The sequence below is a fragment of the Verrucomicrobiia bacterium genome, assembly GCA_035946615.1.
GTDB lineage: Bacteria > Verrucomicrobiota > Verrucomicrobiia > Limisphaerales > UBA8199 > DASYZB01.
In genome coordinates this window covers 1-21,013 of the sequence record DASYZB010000085.1, presented here as the reverse complement: position 1 = coordinate 21,013, position 21,013 = coordinate 1, and the positions used below count along the sequence as shown (strand labels likewise).

17 protein-coding genes are annotated in these 21,013 nt (G+C 57.9%); 9 read left to right on the top strand and 8 right to left on the bottom strand.

What is annotated here, in order from left to right:
* Positions 1 to 19: 19 nt before the first annotated feature.
* Positions 20 to 2,614 (top strand): ankyrin repeat domain-containing protein, encoded by a 2,595-nt coding sequence (locus tag VG146_12460; GenBank protein ID HEV2393161.1) that lies wholly within the window; start codon positions 20 to 22, stop codon positions 2,612 to 2,614.
* 354 nt (positions 2,615 to 2,968) lie between these two features.
* Here the strand turns inward: VG146_12460 and VG146_12455 are convergent, their stop codons facing one another.
* The 5 genes from VG146_12455 to VG146_12435 form a co-directional block, all read right to left on the bottom strand.
* Positions 2,969 to 4,366, bottom strand: coding sequence for a sigma-54 dependent transcriptional regulator (locus tag VG146_12455; protein HEV2393160.1), 1,398 nt, complete (start codon positions 4,364 to 4,366; stop codon positions 2,969 to 2,971).
* Between the two features lie 207 nt (positions 4,367 to 4,573).
* A complete protein-coding gene (locus VG146_12450) occupies positions 4,574 to 4,798 on the bottom strand; it encodes a hypothetical protein (protein HEV2393159.1) in 225 nt (74 codons plus the stop codon).
* Positions 4,799 to 5,120: 322 nt separating this feature from the next.
* Positions 5,121 to 5,711 carry a methyltransferase domain-containing protein gene (locus VG146_12445; protein HEV2393158.1) on the bottom strand — a complete coding sequence of 197 codons (591 nt, stop codon included), beginning with the start codon at positions 5,709 to 5,711 and terminating at the stop codon, positions 5,121 to 5,123.
* 11 nt (positions 5,712 to 5,722) lie between these two features.
* Entirely contained in the window at positions 5,723 to 6,409 is a 687-nt protein-coding gene (locus VG146_12440; protein HEV2393157.1) for an ABC transporter ATP-binding protein, read from the bottom strand.
* On the bottom strand, positions 6,402 to 7,673 hold the full coding sequence (locus VG146_12435; protein ID HEV2393156.1) for an FtsX-like permease family protein: 1,272 nt from the start codon (positions 7,671 to 7,673) through the stop codon (positions 6,402 to 6,404). The genes VG146_12440 and VG146_12435 overlap by 8 nt, the downstream gene beginning before the upstream one ends.
* 474 nt (positions 7,674 to 8,147) lie before the next feature.
* Here VG146_12435 and rpsB point away from each other — a divergent pair, with 474 nt between their 5' ends.
* Positions 8,148 to 9,062 carry a 30S ribosomal protein S2 gene (rpsB, locus tag VG146_12430; protein ID HEV2393155.1) on the top strand — a complete coding sequence of 305 codons (915 nt, stop codon included), beginning with the start codon at positions 8,148 to 8,150 and terminating at the stop codon, positions 9,060 to 9,062.
* Between the two features lie 65 nt (positions 9,063 to 9,127).
* Positions 9,128 to 9,976, top strand: a complete 849-nt coding sequence (tsf, locus tag VG146_12425; protein HEV2393154.1) for a translation elongation factor Ts — start codon at positions 9,128 to 9,130, stop codon at positions 9,974 to 9,976.
* Positions 9,977 to 9,985: 9 nt separating this feature from the next.
* Here the strand turns inward: tsf and VG146_12420 are convergent, their stop codons facing one another.
* A complete protein-coding gene (locus VG146_12420; GenBank protein HEV2393153.1) occupies positions 9,986 to 10,429 on the bottom strand; it encodes a GTP pyrophosphokinase in 444 nt (147 codons plus the stop codon).
* 76 nt (positions 10,430 to 10,505) lie between these two features.
* Between VG146_12420 and VG146_12415 the strand changes: the two genes are divergently transcribed.
* From VG146_12415 to VG146_12405, 3 genes are all read left to right on the top strand, one after another.
* On the top strand, positions 10,506 to 12,239 hold the full coding sequence (locus tag VG146_12415) for a M3 family oligoendopeptidase (protein ID HEV2393152.1): 1,734 nt from the start codon (positions 10,506 to 10,508) through the stop codon (positions 12,237 to 12,239).
* Between the two features lie 178 nt (positions 12,240 to 12,417).
* Positions 12,418 to 12,744, top strand: a complete 327-nt coding sequence (locus VG146_12410) for a BON domain-containing protein (GenBank protein HEV2393151.1) — start codon at positions 12,418 to 12,420, stop codon at positions 12,742 to 12,744.
* A 346-nt stretch (positions 12,745 to 13,090) separates the two neighbouring features.
* A complete protein-coding gene (locus tag VG146_12405; GenBank protein ID HEV2393150.1) occupies positions 13,091 to 14,122 on the top strand; it encodes an LOG family protein in 1,032 nt (343 codons plus the stop codon).
* Between the two features lie 38 nt (positions 14,123 to 14,160).
* Here the strand turns inward: VG146_12405 and VG146_12400 are convergent, their stop codons facing one another.
* On the bottom strand, positions 14,161 to 14,439 hold the full coding sequence (locus VG146_12400) for a type II toxin-antitoxin system ParD family antitoxin (protein HEV2393149.1): 279 nt from the start codon (positions 14,437 to 14,439) through the stop codon (positions 14,161 to 14,163).
* 248 nt (positions 14,440 to 14,687) lie between these two features.
* On the opposite strand from VG146_12400, the gene VG146_12395 reads away from it, so the two are divergent.
* On the top strand, positions 14,688 to 15,539 hold the full coding sequence (locus VG146_12395; GenBank protein HEV2393148.1) for a sulfide/dihydroorotate dehydrogenase-like FAD/NAD-binding protein: 852 nt from the start codon (positions 14,688 to 14,690) through the stop codon (positions 15,537 to 15,539).
* 339 nt (positions 15,540 to 15,878) lie between these two features.
* Entirely contained in the window at positions 15,879 to 17,270 is a 1,392-nt protein-coding gene (gene gltA / locus VG146_12390; GenBank protein ID HEV2393147.1) for an NADPH-dependent glutamate synthase, read from the top strand.
* Here the strand turns inward: gltA and VG146_12385 are convergent.
* Positions 17,234 to 18,640: an FAD-dependent thymidylate synthase gene (locus tag VG146_12385; protein HEV2393146.1), complete on the bottom strand. Its 1,407-nt coding sequence runs from the start codon at positions 18,638 to 18,640 to the stop codon at positions 17,234 to 17,236. The genes gltA and VG146_12385 overlap by 37 nt on opposite strands.
* An 834-nt stretch (positions 18,641 to 19,474) precedes the next feature.
* On the opposite strand from VG146_12385, the gene VG146_12380 reads away from it, so the two are divergent.
* A complete protein-coding gene (locus tag VG146_12380; protein ID HEV2393145.1) occupies positions 19,475 to 20,872 on the top strand; it encodes a glycosyltransferase family 39 protein in 1,398 nt (465 codons plus the stop codon).
* Positions 20,873 to 21,013: the final 141 nt, after the last annotated feature.

The following is a 21,013-nucleotide window of genomic DNA, read 5'->3' as shown; positions in this document are numbered from 1 at the left end:
AGATTGAGGGCAGGAATTTATGATCAAGAGATGGATTTCAATTGGGAGAATTCTTCTGGCAGGCGCCACATTGGCCGGCGCCGCCACTAATGATCTGGCCGGCTTGCTCCAGAAAGGGTTATTCGAAGAAGAGGCTAATCATGACCTCAATGCCGCCGCCAGAGACTATCAAGCGGTGGTGTCGCAATTCGACGCCGAGCGCAAGCTCGCCGCCACCGCTGTCTTCCGCCTGGGTGAATGCTACCGCAAACAAGGCAATACCAACGCAGCCAATGCGCAGTACAACCGCATCATCCAGGAATTCGCAGACCAGCCCACGCTGGCAGACTTGAGCCGCAAACAACTGGCTGTTTTGGGACAGGCCGCCCAGCCCGCCGCTACCTTTGAACAGATGCAAGCTGCCGACCGGCAACGGGCCTCTACGCTGGCGGAGAGCGAAGAGGTCAGGCGCATCCAGGCGATGATCAAGGACAGCCCGGACCTGATTAATGCCAAGGATTTTGGCACCGGACAGACCCCGCTGCACAAGGCAGCCCAGACCGGCCAACTCACCGTCGCCACCTTCCTTCTGGACAATGGCGCCGATGTGGAAGCAAAGGAACCCCCCCGGTTTGGCGGCCGGACGCCTCTGCATTTGGCCGCTTCGGCCGGGCACAAGGCCGTGGTTGACCTGCTGCTCAGCCGTCACGCGAACGTTAACGCCACCGATTCCGGCGGAACGACTCCATTACACCTGGCTGCGGGCAAGGGCTTTCGCAGTGTGGCCGAAGTCCTGTTGGCTGCGGGGGCTGATATCAACGCAAGGACGGGCACTGGATCGACCCCCTTGCACGTGGCGGCCGCAAATGGCTTCAAATCCCTGGCCGAATTACTGATCGCCCATGGGGCGGACATCAACGCCAACACATCCGATGTGCGCGATTCCGCCGACAGGACAGTATTTAGCGGAACTGCATTGGACATCGCAGCCCAACGCGGCGACCTGTCATTGGCAGAACTGCTCGTCACCAATAAAGCAAATGTCAACGCTATAGCCCGGGACGGCAAGACGCCCCTGGATTTCGCTGCCGGCCAAGGCAATATCCAATTGGCCAAGCTCCTTCTGGCCAACGGGGCTGACATAAACGCCAAAAACCCCAACGAGGCTTTTCGGGATTGGACGGCATTGGACTACGCCGTGGGCTTTGATCAGGAGGAAATGGTTGAGTTGCTCTTGAAACACGCGGCTGATCCAAACGCAACTTTCGACGATGACCTGCAAAAAAAGTGGCCCAATTCCTCCGGTAATTTGAACGTAAGGGAAATACGCTACACACCTTTGCTGCTGGCCACATACGCAGAACATACCAATACGGTCGATCTGCTTTTAGAGGCAAAAGCCGATCCGAACCTCAAGGACGCTTCGGGCACCGCCCCCATCATTAATGCTATCTACGCTGCGGACGCCGCCGCGCGCCTCTCGATGGTGCAGTCGCTGCTCGAACACGGCGCTCAAACTGAGGCTCGCGACCCACAGGGCCGGACTCCATTAATCGTGGCCGTTTGGGTGCATGATAAGCCTTGCCTCGAACTTCTTCTGGCCCACAAAGCCGATGTGAACGCAAAACAAGAAAGCGCCGGATGGACGGCTCTGGATTATGTTGCCAGCGGTGTGCGCTGGAATGCCCGGCCCGAACCGCGCGCGGTCTCCCCATTGACTATTCCTTCCCGCCCTGCAAGTTCTAATTTCGGGACAATCCAGCCTGGCGGTGGGGAAGCCCCGGCGAGTAGCGAAAGCACTGAAATGGCCGGTCTTGCTGAACTGCTCCTGGCCAATGGCGCCGATGTCAACTCGGTTAGTAAGGAGGGCAAGACACCCCTTGAATTGGCGTTGGAGTATCGCGCAGACCCGGCGATTGTCGAACTGCTGCGCAAACACGGCGGGGTCGCAAACTTGCCTGATTTCTCTTCTGTCCGGATTGGCCGCAAGGACTCCTTCCAACCCGTTCCTATATTGGAACGTGATACAAATTCCCTCAATCATTTCTCTTTGCTGGAGGTCATCGCTCGTTTCTATTCCGACTCGGGTCTGCCGTTTCCGACTGGTGCATTGGGAAGCTTGCCGTTCCCAGATTTTTCCAAGGTCGAAGTCTTACGCCCCGTCCCCGGCAAACTCGCCGAGCGAAAGGAAATCACCATCGACCTGCTGACCGACGGCGTGAACCTGGACTGCACAAAGGACACCGGCTTGCAGTTTGGTGATGTTGTGGACCTGCCCGAGCGCGAACACCCTCTCTCCGAGCAACGAGTCGGGCTGACCAGCGCACAACAAAACCAATTGGCCGATTGTCTCCGAAGGAAAGTGACTTTTATCATCAAAGGTGAATCCCATCCAGTCACCCTGAGCGGCGCGAATATGAGCGCCTATCTGTCCAAGGCCCTTGGCTTGCCCGAAGTCCAAAACCTCTTGCGCTCCTCCTCTGACCTGTCCCAGGTCCATGTCAAACGCACCGAACACAACGGCCAGGTCAAAAACCTGACCGAAGACGTCCGACCATTTTGGAATGGCAAACAACCACTCCGCAATGACATCTGGTTGCGCAACGGCGACACCGTCGAAGTGCCATCACAATAAGGGCAACATGACTTACCCGACCGAGGCCGAAGGCCTCGCTTTGGAGTTTGGACATTTTAGCTGACGCCTTTTGCCTTCCTTTGTCGGAAACTTTGTCGAGTGGTTTGGTCAACCCCGGGACTGAATGCTCACCCATCACAAGCTCAAAGTTTACGAGAAGGCGATGGGCTTGGCCGGAGGCGTCCGGGGACTTTCTGCAGGTTCTGAGGTTCAGCGATGTTGGGTTTTGACAAGTTTCCGACAAAGTTTCCGACAGAGGGAGATGAGATCGTTATGAAAATGTCCAAACTCAATACCGAGGCCCAAGGTTTCGCTTATAAGTTCCCTCTCGTTCCTGTCTGAATGGACCGGACGCTAGTCGGCATCCACCTGGAACCCCAGCTCGCGGAAGCGTTGGAGTTTATAGATCAACGCCCGCCGGCTGATGCCAAGGGCTTTGGCGGTTTCGGTCCGGTTGAATCCATGCTTGCGCAGCGCCTGGAAAATGGCTTGCCGTTCGATTTCACCGAGGCGCTCGGGGTCTGCCACCGTTGCGACCGCCGCCGCCGGGGCCGGTTCGACCGAGCCGCGTATGCGGGCCGGCAGATGCTCCGGCAGGATGAGTTCGCCCAGCGAGAGCAGGGCGGCCCGTTCCATGGCATTACGCAACTCGCGGACGTTTCCGGGCCAGGAATAGCGCGCCAGGCAACCCGTTACTCCCGAGGAGAACCTGGCTTTGCCTTTCGTAAACTCGGCTATAAAGCCGGCCGCCAGCGGCAGGATGTCTTCCATCCGCTCGCGCAAGGGCGGGATGTTGATCTCGACGACGTTGAGCCGGTAAAATAAATCCTCCCGGAAGCGGCCCGCCTTGACCTCCTCTTCGAGGATGCGATTGGTCGCCGCCAGGATGCGCGCGTTGGTTTGCAATTCCTTGTTCGAGCCGACCCTGGTGAACAGGCCGTCCTGGGTGACCCGCAGGAGCTTGGCCTGCAAGGGGGGAGACATATCGGCGATTTCATCCAAAAAAATCGTGCCGCCATTGGCCATTTCAAAGCGGCCAATGCGCTGGGCCACCGCCCCGGTGAATGCCCCCTTTTCATGGCCGAACAGCTCGCTTTCCAGGAGGGTCTCGGGGATGGCCGCGCAGTTGACCTTCACCAGCGGGCCGCCGGCCCTCGAACTCCAGCCATGAATCACGTCAGCCACCACTTCCTTGCCCACGCCGCTTTCCCCGGTGATGAGCACCCGGCTCTCCGAGGGAGCGATGAGCGAGGCATCGTGAAAAACAGCTTCCATTAACGGGCTTTTCGCCACCAGCCGCTCCGGCAACCGCCGGTTGGCGTTGAATTTTACAGGCTCGGCCTTGATCAGCCCGGTGACTTGTTGCACGGTTGAAAGCAATTCGTCCAGGTCGATGGGTTTGGCCAGGTAATTGAGCGCCCCATCCCGCATGGCGCCCACTGCCTCGCGAATATCGGCATACGCAGTGACCAGCAGGACCGGCAGCACCGCATGTTCCTGCCGGGCCCGCCGCAGGGTTTCCAAACCCGTCAGCCCCGGCATCCGCACATCGGAAATCATCAAATCAAACTTTTCCGCCCGCAAGATTTGCAGGGCCCGTTCGCCGGACATGGCGGTCAAAGTGGCAAAGCCCTGGCTGCGCAGAAAGGAATCCAGCAGGCTGCGCTGGCCGGGGTCGTCATCGACGATCAGGATGCGGGGTATTTTGCCCCCGTTCCTGCCAGGCTCGGAAGTTATAGGCTCGGATGTCACCCGATAAATCAAGGCTCACTCTGGAGCCGAACGGGGTCAGAGTACCTCTTTTCGAGAGAGGGATAAAGGAGGTTTTAATGAGGAGCGCCTGTCACTGCTGGGCTAATGACAGAGTCGAAGCAACGCGCCGCCATTCCTGACTGTAGGAGACTCCTTACGTCGTCTCCTACAAAGGTTTGGAACTGACCTTGTCATTGGCCCTGGCTATCACTGGCGCTGAGAAAGCACCCGGCTCTGGCCATCCGTTGCGCCGGCTGCCGCCTGCTCGGCGCCAGGATCAGAAGCGCTCGGCTTCCAGAGCGGCGAGGGTTCCTGTTCATCCTTCCCATCGGCGAGGCTCGAACACGAGGCGCACACATTGGGGTTGCGAGAAAGCCCGTTGCCTTCTTGAACCATCGGTTCGCCGCAACATATACAGATATGCGGATTCATTTGGCCAGTTTGCGTTGTGCTTTCTCAGAACCGGTGAACCAACCCCTATCCCAGAACCAACAAAGCACCGTTGCCCCTTGAAGTCAAATCGGCTATTGTGAGAACAATCCTCGCGGAAATGAGTGAAATTGACAGATAGCAGTACACCCAGCGGAGGTGCTCTCATTAACACCGGGGCTTTAGCCCGCTTCAGCGGGGTGTTAATGAGATTCGCGCAGCCCCCGAACAATCCTGTCGTGCTCAATCGAGGAGCGTGCTCAAGAGGAGGAGCGCAGCGCGGCCCGAATTCAGAGAGTTTTGCGGCGGTTGAAGAAGGCCGCTGTTACTGCGTTCCGCAACGCCGTTTCCACCACAACATCAATTCAAGGCCGGTGCGGTTTGGGTATGAAGCCGGCACCCATTCCTCCGTCAGGTCGAAATGGGGCGAGAAGCGCCGCCATAGCTCCTTCCGGGTGGCGCCGAACGGAGGGCCGTCGCTATCGGGGATTAAATAATTGATAGCAATGTATTGGCCGTTGGGTTTGAGCCATCGCAGAACTGCTTGAACGTAAGCATCGCGCTCCTCCGGCTGAATGGCGCAAAACAAGGTATGCTCGAATAACCAATCGAACAAACGCGGCGGCGGGTCGCGCAGAAAATCCAGCCGCTCGAATTGGGCAGAAACGCGCTGGGCATCGGCGCGCTGGCGCGAAAGCTGGACAGCGCTTGGCGCGATATCAAACCCGTAGGCCTCGAATCCCGCGCTTGCCCAAACGCAGACGTCGTGTCCGGTGCCGCATCCGGGCACGCACACCGTTCCTCGCGGCAAGCCCGGGCGCGCCTTTAGAAAATCCACCAGGCCCGGCGCGGGCGCCCCTTTCTCCCAGGGCATGTCGCCCGATTTGTAACGAGCCTCCCAATCTTCTGCGCCCATACGGCCTTTCATCAGCTCCTGGCGGCGACCTGCCCATCCACCAGCTCGATGACATGAGGCGCGCGGGTGGCGACCTTCGCGTCGTGCGTGGCAATGATCAACGTGGTTTTCTTTTCGGCCCGCAAAGCGACCAGCAGCTCGATGATCTCCTCGCCTGTGTGGGAATCGAGGTTGCCGGTGGGCTCGTCGGCCAGGACCAACTCCGGCTCGTTAATCAGCGCTCGGGCAATGGCCACCCGCTGCTGCTCGCCGCCGGAAAGCTCGTAAGGCTTGTGTTCGATGCGGTCTTTAAGGCCGACCCGTTCGAGCAGCTCGCGCCCGCGGGCCTCGGCGCGCTCTGCGGGTGTGCGCGCCATGCGCGCCGGGAGACAAACGTTTTCCAGCGCGTCCAGCTCAGGCAGGAGATAATAGGCCTGAAAAATGAATCCGATTTCCTCGTTGCGCACGCGGGCCAGGTCCCTGCGCGAGAGTTTTGACAGGTCGCGTCCGGCTAATTGGATCGAGCCTTGATTGGGCGTGTCGAGCCCGCCCAACAGATACAGCAGGGTGCTTTTGCCTGCCCCGGAGGCCCCGCGCAGGGCGAGAAAATCCCCCGCGTGCAGTTCGAGATCGACGCCACAGAGCACTTCGAGAGCCCGGTGCCCCAGAAGATAAGTCTTGTGTACGGCGTGGGCCGAGACCAGGGGGCTGTTATTCATAGCGCAAGGCCTCGACGGGTTTGAGCCTGCCGGCGCGCCAGGCGGGGATGAGACCGCCCAGCAGGCAGATCAACAAAGCGCTGCCGCAAATCAGCAGGATATCGCGCGGCACGATTAACGCCGGCAATTCGTTAAAGCCGTAAATCGAGGCCGGGAAAAGCTCAAAGCCGGTGAGCTTGTTCATCACATGCAGGAATTCGTTCCGGTAGGAGAGCAGGAGCATTCCCAGGCCGAAACCGAGGACGACGCCGAGGACGCCGACAAAGCCGCTCTGGCTCAGGAACAGGCCGGAGACCTGGAGGTCGGTTGCGCCCAGGGCCTTGAGCATGCCTATCTCCCTGGTCTTTTGCACCACGAAGGTGATTAACGCGCTCAGGATGCACAGCGCCGCAACGATCATGATAAAGAACAACAGGTAAAACATGACGTTCTTCTCGACTACCAACGCCCCGAGGATGCCGGCGTTTTCCTGCATCCATGTCGTGATTTGAAAGTCCGCGCCGAGTTCGCCTTCGAGTTGCTTTTGGACTTGAGGCGCCTGGTAGGGGTCGTTGAGCATGACCATTAGCCCGTGGACGCTGTCATCGAGGACGTACGATTCCTGGGCGTCTTCGAGCGAGCTGATGATAAAGGAAAGGTTGTAATCGAAATAACCCACATCAAAGATGCCGCGCACGGTGTACTCGTCGGGCAGGACGGCTTGCTGCGCCTGTTTGCCCTGGTTCTTGCGCATCTGCTTCAAATCCTCGGGCGAGTAAATGAGCAAGCGGTCTCCCACATCGAGGTCAAGGTTGCGGGCAAACTGAACGCCCACCAGCAGGCCGCGGTTGCTGACGTCGAATTTGCCTTCGATAATATTGGTGGGCAGGGTGCTGACCTGGGCTTCTAGTCGGGGATTGATGCCGAGCAACAGCGGGGCATCCACTTGCGATTGGCCGCTGGCGGGCTGGGTCTCGACCATGACGCGGCCCATCACATAAGGGGCAACGACCTTGACCATGCGGTTGGAGGAAACCACGTTGGCGATGGACTGGTAATCGTGCATCGCGCTGCCCCGCACCAGGACCCTTAAGTGCGGACTGAACCCGAGAATCTTTTGCCGCAAATCATGATCAAACCCGCTCATGACGCTGATGACGATGATCAGCACAGCCACACCCAAAATGACGCCCAGCACCGAAATAAGCGTGATGACCGAAACGAACGTCCTTTTGGGCCGCAGATACCGCAGCGCGAGCAGCAGTTCAAAGGGCAGCCTCGACATGGGCCGAAAGCTAAACGGGGCGGGGGTGGCTGTCAACGAAAGCAAGGACCCAAGCATGCCTCCAGAGAACTTCTGGGCTGGAGGTGGGACATTTTTGGACATTTGGCAGACGCCTTTTGCCTTCCTTTGTCAGAAACTTTGTCGAGTGGTTTGGTCAAGCCCGGGATTGATTGCTCACTCATCACAAGCTCAAAGTTTACGAGAAGGCGCTGGCGCGCTGCCTTGGCCGGAAGCGCCCGGGAACTTTCTGCTGGCTGAAGCAGACGCCATCCTCGATCATTTCCGCAGAGCCTCCGAAAGCATCGTTCTTAACCTGCCCCAGGGAGCCAGGCTCCTATCCCGCGTACCTGAAAAATAACCTGAAAAATAATAGTTGCTACTCGAAGCGGGTCTGGTATTTTGTTGCGCCTTTTTGCAGGTTGGATAGACCCTTATCCTGCCGCAGCGATAGGGCAAAACGGCCTGAAAAGACCTGTGCCGGTTGGCGCAGGCGGCCACAACAACACTGAATACAATCCCGTGTTCCGCGGGATGATTCGCCTGAGCGGCGGATTCTTAACCAAAGGAAAAATTGTGATTAGTATTGGAGTAAAGGAACTGCTGGACGCCGGCGTCCATTTCGGCCACCTCACCAAACGGTGGAACCCCAAGATGAAGCCTTTCATCTTCGACGCGCGCAACGGCATTCACATCATCGACTTGAGCAAAACGCTCAATCAACTGGAAGCGGCCTGCAATTTTCTGAGCGAAACGGTCCGGCGTGGCGGCAACGTGCTCTTTGTCGGGACCAAGAAGCAGGCCCAGCAAGCAGTCAAAGAAACCGCCAAGGAATGCGGCCAGTTCTTCGTCACCGAACGCTGGCTGGGCGGGACGCTCACCAATTTTGCCACCATCAAACGCTCCATTGGCCGGCTCAAGCAGATCGAGAAGATGGAAGCCGACGGCACCATCAACCAATACGTCAAACAGGAGCAATCGGTCATTCGCCGTGAAGCCGCCCGGTTGGTCAAATTCTTTGACGGCATCCGAACCATGGACAAATTACCCGGGGCCATGTTTGTGGTGGACGTCAAACGCGAGCACAACGCGGTGGCCGAGGCGCGCCGGCTCAAGATTCCAGTCGTGGCCATCGTCGATACCAATTGCGATCCGGACCTGGTCGATTTCCCGGTTGCGGGCAACGATGATGCCACACGCTCGGTACGGATGATCCTGGCGACGATTGGCCAGGCCGTCACTCAGGCCAAAGCTGAATACGAAGCAAAGTACGCCCGCCGCAAATCTGTCGAAGAAGCCACCGCGGCGCCGGCTGCGCCTGTAGCAGAGGCCGCCCCGGTGTTGCCGCAGGAGGTCTCTGCTCCACCAGCGGCTGTCCCGCCCCCCGCCTAATCCTTACGCAAAGGGTTCGAGGGATTCAGCGTCCGGGAATTTCACAAACTTAACTTTTTAATGACATGTCTGAGATAAATGCTGCCGCAGTCGGTAAACTGCGCGAGATGACCAACGCCGGGATGATGGATTGCAAAAAGGCGCTCATCGAGGCTAAAGGGGACCTGAATGTCGCGGTGGATATTCTGCGAAAGAAAGGGGCCGCGACGGCCACTTCGAAGGGCGCCCGCGAGGCCAAGGAAGGGATTATAGCGCAGTATATAGCCCCGGGCGGGAAGTTGGGCGTCCTCGTTGAAATCAATTCCCAAACCGACTTTGTCGCCCGCAACGAGTTGTTTCGGGCGTTTGCCGATGACGTGGCCAGGGGCCTGGCCGCCGATGCGAAAGCTGATTTCGAATCCGCGCGGGTGGCGCTGGTGGCCAAAATACGGGAGAACATCCAAATCCCGCGGCACGCGCGGATGGAGGTCAGTGGCAACGGGATGGTAGCGGCTTACATCCACACGGGGGCGAAGGTAGGGGTGCTGGTCGAGGTGGGCGCCGGCAAGGAGAGCACGGTGGCTCAGGACGATTTCAAGCAACTGGTCAAAGACATCACGCTACAGATAGCCGCCGGACATCCTTACGCGGTTTCCCGGGAGCAAGTCCCGGCCGACGTCATTGCAAAGGAGCGGGAAATTGCGTCGCAATCCGATCGGCTCAAAGGCAAGCCTCCGCAGGCTCTCGAGAAGATCATCCAGGGCATGCTCGAGAAATTTTACCAAACCTATTGCCTGGTGGATCAGGGTTTTGTCAAAAAGAACTCCGAAATCTCGCTCAAGGAGCACGTCGCGTCTGTAGCCAAACAGTTGGGCGATGAAATCACCATCAGGCGTTTCGTCCGCTTCCAGGTGGGTGAGGCGCCGGCGGCCTGAGTTGCGCGCTCAGGGTTGCGGTGCGATGCCCCTCAGGAAACGCCAGGCCCTTAAGTATTTCTCCAAACGCTCCTGGTCTTTCTGTGTGATTTCAGGCATGCGCCGGATGTCCATGTTGTCCTCCAGGTCGGCCAGTTTGACCCGTGTTGCCAAAGGATTGCTCGCCGAACGTTTCACGAAATCTTCGTAGGCCTCGCCTTCCCTTTTCGTCACACATTCGAGCGCCTCCAAAAGCGGTTGGGGAAAGCCCTTCTTTTTTAACTGGTCAAATGTCCAATTCGTATCTTCGACCACGTCGTGCAAGATGGCGGCTGTTTTCTCGGTCGTGGTTTCCACCCGCGCCATGATGCGCAATGGATGCAGAATGTAGGGCGCGCCATAGCGGTCTTTCTGGCCCCGGTGCGCCTCGACGGCAATCCCTATGGCCAGTTCCAGCAAGTCCAGCTCAGTCATGCCTCCAACATAATACGTAGCGCAGACATTGCACCTGGGGAGACAAACCGCTGCCTTTGCGCTATCTTCCCCGCCTATGAGTTTGCTGCCCTTTGATTCTTTGCCGCCGTATAAGAGCCGGCGCTTCGTTCCGGAGAAGGCCGATCTAGGCGATTGGGCGCAAGTCGCGCCGCTGTTCCAGGGGCTGGAAACCAAAATCGCCCAATCCATAAGGCCCGCCGAACTCGAACAAGCGCTCCTGGAGTGGAGCGAGTTGAGCGCCGCGCTGGATGAGGAATCCTCGAAACGCTACATCGCCATGACCTGCCACACGGAGAGTCCGGATGCAGAGAAGGCCTATCTGCATTTCATCGAAAATATCGAGCCACAGGCCAAACCGTGCCAATTCAAACTCGCACAGCTTTACGTGACTCATCCGGCCCGGGGCCAAATGCCCCCGGAGCGCTACCAGGTATTCGACCGCGACACTCAATTGCAGGTGGAACTGTTCCGGCCAGAAAACGTAGCGCTCGAGACGCAGGACGCCAAGCTGAGCCAGCAGTATCAAAAACTCAGCGGCTCGTTGACGGTGCAGTTTCGCGGTGAGGAAAAAACCCTCATCCAAATGGGCCGTTACATGGAAGAGCCCGACCGCTCATTGCGGCAGGAGGCCTGGGAATTGGTGACTAAGCGCCGCCTGCAGGAAGCTGAGAAGTTCGACGACCTTTTCGATGGCATGCTGGCGGCGCGCAACCAAATCGCGCGCAATGCCGGCTTCCCCAATTACCGCGATTATATGTTCCGCAAGCTGGGGCGGTTTGATTACACACCCGCAGACTGCTTCGCTTTCCACGAGGCGGTCGAGGCGGAGGTGATGCCGGTCGTGCGCGGGCTCCAGGCTGAGCGCCGCAGGCTGCTTGGGCTTGAATCGCTGCGGCCCTGGGACCTGGCGGTCGATGTGTTGAATCGCCCGCCGCTGCGTCCCTTCGAGCAAGTGGACCAGATGGTGGAGCGAACACGCCGGATTTTCGAACACCTGGACGGCGAACTGGCCCATGGGTTTTATCAAATGCAGGAGTTGCGCTTGCTGGACTTGGATAACCGCAAAGGCAAGGCCCCGGGAGGTTATCAATCCACCCTGGCCGAGGCGCGGGTGCCGTTCATTTTCATGAACGCCGTGGGGTTGCAACGCGACGTGGAAACCATCTTGCACGAGGCGGGCCACGCTTTCCACGCATTGGCGACGCGCGAGGAAGATTTACACGCCTACCGCAGCGCGCCAATCGAGTTTTGCGAAGTGGCTTCGATGAGCATGGAACTGCTCGGAAATGAATTGGTGGATGAGTTCTACAGCGCGGCGGATGCCCGGCGCGCCCGGCGCAACCACTTGGAGCGTGTCATGGACGTTCTGCCCTGGATCGCCACCGTCGATGCATTTCAGCACTGGATTTACACCCACCCCGATGCCACACGCGCGGACCGGAGCGCTGCCTGGGTCGAGTTGATGCAACGCTTCGGAGGCGACGTGGATTGGACTGGCTTCGAACAGGCCCGGGCGCGCCTGTGGCATCGTCAGCTCCATATCTTTACGCATCCCTTCTATTACATCGAGTATGGCATCGCTCAACTGGGCGCCTTGCAAGTGTGGGCCAATTCTAAGAAATCAAAAGCCGAAGCCCTGAAAAACTACAAAGCCGCCTTGCGCCTGGGTGGTTCGCGTCCGTTGCCACAACTATTCGCTGCAGCCGGCTGCCCCTTTAGTTTCGACCGCCGCACGATGGGACCGCTGGTCAAACTCGTGCGAGATGAGTTGGCAACGCTGGCGCAATAAACTGTCGGGTAGGAGACGACCTAAGGAGTCTCTGCTCAGCAACTTCCGGGTGAACCAAAGGCGGCCAGTTGACAATCTCCTTAGTTTTGGTTGAGGCATCAACTCGCAATTTTTCAGCAGAACACCCCATCGCTGCGGCCCGGCAACACATCGTATGTTTCGGCAACTTAAGGAGCATATGAAGAAAAAAATCGCCTTTTTACTGGTCGCGGCAGCCTTGGGCCTGCCTCTGACGTTCACCACCGGGTGCGCCGTGACGCACCATCAGGAAACCGCGGGCAATTACGCGCGCGACAAAGAAATCACGGCTCGGATCAAGACCTCAATGTACGCCGACCCTCTTGTGAAGGGGACTGAGGTCAAAGTAACTTCGCTCAACGGAGTCGTTCAGTTGAGCGGCTTTGTCAATTCGCAGGCCGCCATAGACCGTGCCGGCCAGATCGCCGCTGAAACCCCGGGCGTGGTGAAGGTGTATAACAACCTGCTGCTGCCCACTGGCCGGTAGTCCGCCTGCTTGCCGCAAGAAAGCGCAACGACCGCAGGGAGATTCCTGGGAGTCTTCCCTGGGTCGTTGAGTTTTTTTGCAGTGGCTTGGGTCTCCAGGTGTCATCGTAGCTCGCAAAGCCGGAGGCGAGGCCTCATTTTCTGAATGTAGGAGACGACGTGAGGAGTCTCGGATCAGCAATCAACTTCCAGGAAAAGCAAACGCGGCCAGCAGGCAATCTTGATTAGAGACCTCTTACGCTCGTCTCCCGCAAAGGTTGGAACCCGCTTTGCCCGCGAAGATATATCCGCCCACCCGCGCCGCCGCATTTGCTTAGGCTGTCAATCCTCGCTAAGCTGCCTCACGCATGGTCAAAACTGAGAAAGCACCCTCCGACCCTGAGCTGAGGCGGCGGGTGGGAGAATTAATCCGGTATAAAGGGGGCGGGTTCAATGAAGAGAACGTGGCGGACATCATTGAGAACGCCCTGAAGCTATTGAAGGATGTCGAGCATACCGGCGATGTGCGCGTCATCCAAACGGCCCTCCGCGAAATGCGCTATGCCTTCAAACTTTTTGCTCCTTACTCCCGCGTCCGGAAGGTCACTATGTTCGGCTCCGCCCGCACGCTGCCCGCCCGGCTGGAGTACCAACAGGCGGTTGAGTTTGGCCGCAAGATTACGCAAGCCGGTTTTATGGTCATCACCGGCGCCGGCGCCGGCATCATGCACGCGGGCCATGAAGGGGCCGGCCCGGAAAAAAGTTTCGGCGCCAATATCCGCCTTCCCTGGGAACAAGCGGCGAATCCCGTCATCCGTGAGGACAAGAAGCTCGTCACGTTTAAATACTTTTTTACGCGCAAGCTCATTTTCATCCGGCATTCCGATGCCATTGCCCTGTTCTCGGGAGGGTTCGGCACCATGGACGAAGGCTATGAAGCCCTGACCCTGATGCAGACCGGCAAGAGCCAGCTTATGCCGCTGGTCCTGGTGGACCGCCCCGGGGGCACCTATTGGAAGACGTGGGATAAACACGTGCGCGAGCACCTCCTGCGCGACCAGTTGATTTCCCCCGATGACCTGAACCTTTACCAAATTACCGACGACACGGACCAGGCGGTCAAAATGATCACCCGGTTTTATCGCAACTTCCATTCCAGCCGCTTTGTTAAGGACCTCTTCGTTATCCGGTTGAAGCACTCGCCCTCGGATTCGGCCATTGAGGCGATGAACGAGGACTTCGCCGATATCATCATCGGCCAGAGCATCGAGCGCATCGGGCCGACCCCGGAGGAGTTGGCCGATGGCGATTGCATCGATATGCCGCGAATTGCCTTCGTCTTTAACCGGCGCGATTATGGCAGGCTCAGGCAGTTGATTGATGTGCTCAATAGCCTCTGAACAGAGAAGGCGAACCTATAGGGCGTTCCACCCGTGACTCACAAATCTTCATGGGACTTAGCCCGCCCTGCTCTTTTGCGGAATGAGCGTTGCGCCGCCTTGACAGCCAACCCCTCAAGCTGGTCTTCCTCGGCATCAGGGGTATATATTTCGTGGAGTTGTTGCGCGGAGAATCTTGGAGGATTGAGATAGCAATTCTCCTCTTTCTCCATCCGGCGCAAAGCCTCCCGTACCACCTCGCTCTGATTGTTAAAGCGACCCATTCGGATCATGCGTTCGATGAACTCTTGGTTTTCCTTTGCCAGCGCGTAAGCCATGAATCAACCTGCCAACTATTGGCCACCGTGTCAAAGGCTTTTGTCGAAACTTCCGGTGGGCTTCCCGCTCAGCTCCGTTCCGTTCCGCCGGTGGGATTGACTTTCGTCCGTTCTGTTCGCATCATCCGTACTGTTTATGGCCATTAGTGCGATATCGTTGGGTCCTCCTGCTCCCGGTCGGTTCAGAAGGTCTTCTTGCCTCCTGAATTAGCTTAGCCGGCCGATCTGCTTCTTCTCAAAACACTTTCATGCATCCAGTCATTTCCAGCGCGCCCCTCAGCCCCAATGTCACCCGTCTCGATGTTAAGGCAACGCGCATCGCCCAAATCCGGCAGCCGGGCCAATTTGTCATTGTCCATCTTGCGAACCACTCTGAACGAATTCCATTGACGATCGCGGATGCGGACCAGGAAGCGGGGACGATCGCCCTGGTCATCCAGGCCGTTGGCAAGAGCACGCGCGAACTGGTCGCCCTTCAACCCGGGCAAGCCATTGCCGATATCGCCGGCCCGCTGGGGAAGCCGACTGAAATGATTCAGTCCGGGCGGGCACTGTGCATTGGGGGCGGAGTAGGAACCGCGGTGGTGCATCCGATTGCCCAGGGATTGGCTCGACGCGGGGTGACCGTCATCAGCATCATCGGCGGACGCTCCAAAGACTGGGTCATCTTTGAACCGGAACTCAGGCGCCTTGGCGAAGTGCATGTATGCACCGATGACGGGAGCTATGGCCGCCATGGATTTGTAACCGATGCCGCCCGCGACCTGCTCACCGGCGGCAACATCGATGTTGTCTATGCTGTTGGCCCAGTCCCTATGATGCGCGCTGTGGTCAATCTAACCAAACCTCTCGGCGTCCACACGATTGTCTCGCTTAACCCGGTCATGGTGGATGGGACCGGCATGTGCGGCGGGTGCCGGGTGGCGGTGGGAGGCCAGACGCTCTTTGCCTGCGTGGACGGCCCCGAGTTCGACGGGCACCTGGTCGATTTTGAACTGTTGATGGACCGCCTCTCGACCTATCGCGAGTTCGAGCAGCAAGCCCTCGCCGCCTGTGATGCAGGCGCCTGCAGAATTGGCCTGCGCGACAGGTCCGCTTGAACAGGAGCTAGAGAAAACTGAGACATGAATACGGACCTACTGAGCAGTTTGCGTCCTCCCTCTCCTCCTTTGGAGGAGAGGGCCGGGGAGAGGAGGCTCCGCTCGCTGCGCCCGACAATGAAATTCTTAAGCGTCACCAGCGAACAGGCCCTTCTTAGCCCTCTTCCCGCGCACGGGGAGAGGGAAGCGGGCAGTGCGCGCTATCAGTGTGCGCGGCGCTCACTCTTCCAAAGGAGGAGAGGGGGAACGCCTCCTGTTCCGTTTCCGAATCCTAACAACTAACGATAACTCGTGCCCAAACTCTCAACCAAACAACGCCTCCAGATTGTGCGGCAGAAAATGTCCGAGCAGGAGCCGCTCATTCGCAACGCAAACTTCGATGAAGTCAATCTCGGGCTGCCGGAAAAGGTTGCCCTGCTGGAAGCGGAACGCTGCTTGCAATGCAAAGACCCCAAATGCGTCGCCGGCTGCCCGGTGATGGTCAATATCCCGCGGTTTATCGAGTTGCTTTCGCAGGGCAATCTCGGCGAAGCGGCCCGCTCGCTGCTCTCTGACAACGCCCTGCCGGCCGTCACGGGCCGGGTTTGTCCGCAGGAAACCCAATGCGAGGTTGAGTGCATTCGCGGGCATAAAGGATTGCCGGTTGCGATTGGGTATCTGGAACGGTATGTGGGTGACTGGGCGGGCAGGCACAGTAACGAATTGCATATGGCACTGCCGCCGCGGAGCGGCAGGAAGGTCGCGGTGGTGGGCGCCGGCCCGGGCGGCCTGACCGCTGCCGGCGAATTGGCCAAATGCGGCCATGCAGTTACCATCTTCGAAGCCCTCCACAAGCCAGGTGGCGTGCTGGTCTATGGCATTCCCGAGTTCCGGCTTCCAAAGAAAATCGTCGAGGACGAGGTGGCGCGATTGCAGAATGCCGGCGTGAAAATTGTTTGCAATACGGTAGTCGGACGCACCTATACGTTGCAGGAACTGCGTGAGCAATTCGATGCCCTGTTCATTGCCAATGGGGCCGGGTTGCCGGTGTTCATGAATGTCCCGGGCGAGAATCTCAAGGGAGTCTATTCAGCAAACGAATACCTGACTCGCGTCAATCTCATGGCCGCCTACCAGTTTCCCAGGTCCGACACGCCAGTCTTGAAGGGCAAACGCATCGCCACCATCGGCGGGGGCAACGTCGCCATGGACTCCGCCCGCACTGCCAAGCGGATGGGGGCCGAATCCTCGATGATTGTTTATCGCCGCACCCGCAAGGAGATACCTGCCCGGGCCGAGGAAATTCACCACGCTGAAGAAGAAGGAATCCAGTTCGAATTCCTCGTGGCGCCATTGGAAGTCATCGGCAACGACAAAAAATGGGTCACCGGCTTAAAATGCGTTCGGATGCAATTAGGCGAACCGGATGCCTCGGGCCGCGCGCGTCCGGTGGCGGTGCCCGGCTCGGAATTCGTCGTCCTGTGCGATATTGTTGTGGTGGCCATTGGCACGCGGGCCAATCCGCTGCTCACTTCCACCTGTCCTGACCTCAAACTCAACCGCTGGGGCAATATCATCGTCGATGACCAGGGCATGACCAGTTTGCCGGGCGTATTTGCAGGAGGCGACATCGTCCGGGGCGCCGCGACGGTCATCCTGGCCATGGGCGATGGGAAGCGGGCCGCCAAAGCCATTGATGCATACCTCAAGACCGCTCACTCCGGCTCAGCGCTTCCTTCGAGGATGAGCTGACGCGTTCCCGGAAACGTTTCATACCACAAGTTCAGCACGTCGCGCAAATGCTGGGCGTAACGGTAATGGGCGCCCACGCCGGTCCTCAGCTCGGCCTCATAAATAAATTTATCGGCGGTTGTGACGTGTTCGAAGGGATACTCCGTTCCTAAAAGGGTCCAGTAAATGTAAGACGGCTCATTTCTCTGCAGGAATTCAAACGCCTGGCCGGTGGCCAAACGCCCAATCCTGGCCTGTTCGAGCAGTTTGGTTTTTTGGGCCTGCTCTTCGGACGGGAGTTGGTCTGACGCAAAATAAAAACCCTGTGGCACCAGCGGACAATACTTGGTCCCGGTACGGTGCCGGTTCAAATCGCGGATTTCGCCAAAGCCGATTGCGGACCAGCCGAACCGGACAGCGATTCGCTGGAGACTGCTGCCCACTGGGGCGTAGCGGTTGAGGTGATGGCTCAGGTCTCGCTCGACATCCCTCTGCGATACCCCTTCGGGCGTCATGACGGATAGAAAGGGCTTTGCGTCCTCGGCACCGTTCTCGTCTCCCAAAACAGGGGCGCCGCATCGCGCAGCCTGCGCGAGGCTCTTGAATTCGTCCGCTATCCGTTGCTGGTTGGCTTCCATGCACCGGGCGTATTTGAGCATCCTCGGCGCTGCAAGCTCCAGCTCAGTCCGGATCAACTCCCCTGCCTTCTGTGGCTCCGGCAATGGATGCGAAAGCAGGAATTGGCACAAGTTCACCCAGCCGCGCGCCGACATGATCAGCATCACATTGGTGGCGGCGCTGACGGGCAGGAAGTACCTCGCCCGGTCGAAGGCATAATTGCGCCTCATTCGCGCCACCTTCTTTTGAGAGGCTTCGGAAGAATCGGCCAGAAGCGAGCGGGGGATGCCCATTATCTGCGGATTTGCGCGCGCCAGGTCCTCCCAGATTTCCAGCGCTGCCTGGTAAGCCTGAAAACAGTTGAGCATCTGCTCGCGCCAGGCGGGAATCTCGCGCTCAGAAATCCCGAGCGCCTCCGGCGGGATAAGTCCATCAACAGAAATCCTCAGATACCGGGTCGAGGATTCCTGCCCGCCGGCAGTTGGGCAGAGGGCCCAAATATAATAGGCGAGCCAAATCGAGATGCCGTCGATGAATAGCGCCACCGGCACCATGTCGGCTATGGACTGATGGCCGTAATCCACCATCCGGAAGATGGAATCCACGGATTTGTCGAGATTTGCTGGATCGATCTTCGACAAAATCGAGCCCAGCCCCTCGTTATTTCGCGAATAACGCGCCCCGCTGGCCGCCAGCAGCTCCGGCGTCAGCGCGGGGCGTCCGGCCCTTTTGGAAGCTTCGCTGGGGCAAATGGCTGCTTGCGTAACTTGCATGCGCCGCATTATGGGCACAAAGCCCCAGGATGCAAACTCCGGCGCTTATCCCACTATGAATCCTTGGGGTAAATACCCCATTGCGCAATCGAGCCGAATTTGCCGCAAAGCATCCATGACAAACCTCGCTAGCGTTGCTGATAAAGGTTGTCTTTCCCAAAACTCTCTCGCCCTCGTATGCGTACGGAGCCGCTCTTTTGGCGGCGGCATCTGCGGTGATGGAACCTTCAGCGGTTCCGAAGAAAACTACTGGCCTATTACTCGACCGGGATTATGAAAAAGCTAATCTCATCACTCATTCTCTGCTGAATAGAATTCCGCAACCAATAGCATGGCAGGCGCCACCTATTTTTAAAATGATACCGCAGCAGCTTCTTGGAGTTCGCGGCCTTGCAACTTGGCAGGTGCGCCTTCTCTTGTATTCATCCGAACGCCTCAACACACGGGCCACCCACATCCAGTGCTGTCCTCGCGAACCTCGAACCTCGACCGCCGATCACCGGCGAAGCCCTGCTAAACGAGTCAGAAGCGCGACTGCTCCGGCTTTGCCGCTCTCATTTTCCCCCGCCGACCACCCGGTTGTCAACGCCGCTTCGCGCTTGGCGGCGCATGAGCGAATAAGCGCGAGGGGCAAAATCTTAAAGTATGGCGACGCCACCGCTGCAAGAGGGCTTGCTCCTCTCCCCGGAGTTAATCGCTCAGTGATTTTAACCTGGGCCCAAAGTTGACGGGTGTTCGCCCTTTTGGGAGCATTGCCCCGTGAAGCGTTTCGAAAAGCTCGGAGGTCTTCTCCTGGTCCTTGCAGGCTTGGTACTGTTGTTATCTCGGCTGCCATTGGCAACAGCTTTGGAGTTTATAGTGGACGAACGTTACGAGGTGATGAAAGCATTTCTCTGTAATAAAGGCTTTGTCCTCTACAGGGACATCTGGAATGATCAACCCCCAGTCCACACGATGCTGCTGGCCGAATGCTTCAGACTTTGGGGACCTTCAATCCTCACTGCCCGCGTCCTGGCGTCAGCATTTGGATTGTTGCTGTTCACAGCCGTTTACGAATTGATCAGGCGGCGAACTTCGACCTGGTGCGCGGTGATTTCGTGTTTTTTGCTTTTGGCATCACCCTTCGTCCTGTCTCTCAATGCATCGGTCATGCTTGAAGTCCCAGCCATCGGCACTGCGCTCCTATCGGCTCTGCTTTTGTTCAAGCGGAGTGAGAAACGAACATGGGGTTGGTTGATTGCCTCCGGCCTGGTAATGGGGGTCGCGTTGCAGATTAAACTTACCGCCGCCGTCGTTGCCCCTGCCATCGCGGCGGAAATTGCCTTTCGACAACAGGGCAATACAAAACAGGACTGGCAGCCAGTGGTGGTTCGGAACATGTTCTTTTGGGGAATCCCCCTTCTCATTGTATTCCTTGCAATCGGATTCACCTGGGGCAAAGGCAGTCTGGCGTTATCGCTGAAGTCCCACCTTACGGATGAGCCTAGCTCGTTGCCCTTTACCGTGGTTCCGAGAGATTACCCGATCCAATGGAACCTCTTTTTAAGGCATATCGAGTGCGTGCTGGCCGCTGCCGTGGGCCTGGCCTGGGCGATCCGGCAACGGCGGTGGTCCGAAGTGAGTTTTCCGACGGTATTGCTCGCGACGCTCCTGTTCATTCACGGGCTGCATCGGCCCTGGTGGAATTATTACTATCTGCATTTCGCGGTGCCGCTCGCCTGGCTTTCAGGCTGGGCAATCTACAAAGCGCTCAAGGATGCCATTGGCTTTATCCAAAAACACGGGTTTGCTCTGTCATCCCTGGCGACCTGGAAGGCCCTTGCCTTGTGCATTTTGACTGCGGCTGTTTTGGCTCGCTCCGAGGGGCGTTTGGAATTCTCAGTCAAGCAGCTTCAGGACAGCCCCAAAATAAATGCCAGCCCCTTATTGGCGAAAATGCGGCGCTACGCACCCGCTACGCATTGGGTCTGCGCACAGGACGTGATGTACCCGTTTCATGCCCAGTTGAAAGTGCCGCCGGAACTGGCCGTGATCATGGCAAAGCGTTTCTGGTCAGGCCAGATTTCGGCCCTCCAAATCATCAACGTCTGCCGCCGCTACAAGCCCGAGCAGGTCCTGTTGCCAAACGGGCAAATCGCGAAGGAATGGGACGATTTTCTAACGCCCGGCTATCAGCTCGTGTACGCAGACAGAGAGTTCGTGCTTTACGTGGGCAAGGAGGTATTAAAATAACACTGCCATCCCACAGGAAGTTGAAAAAAATGGTTGGAAATTTTGGTAAAACCTGCCACACGGCAGGCAAATGAAAAAACAAAAAATTCCAACCGCGTCAAAATTCACCATTGTCCGCCAGCTTTGCAACTATATTCCGAA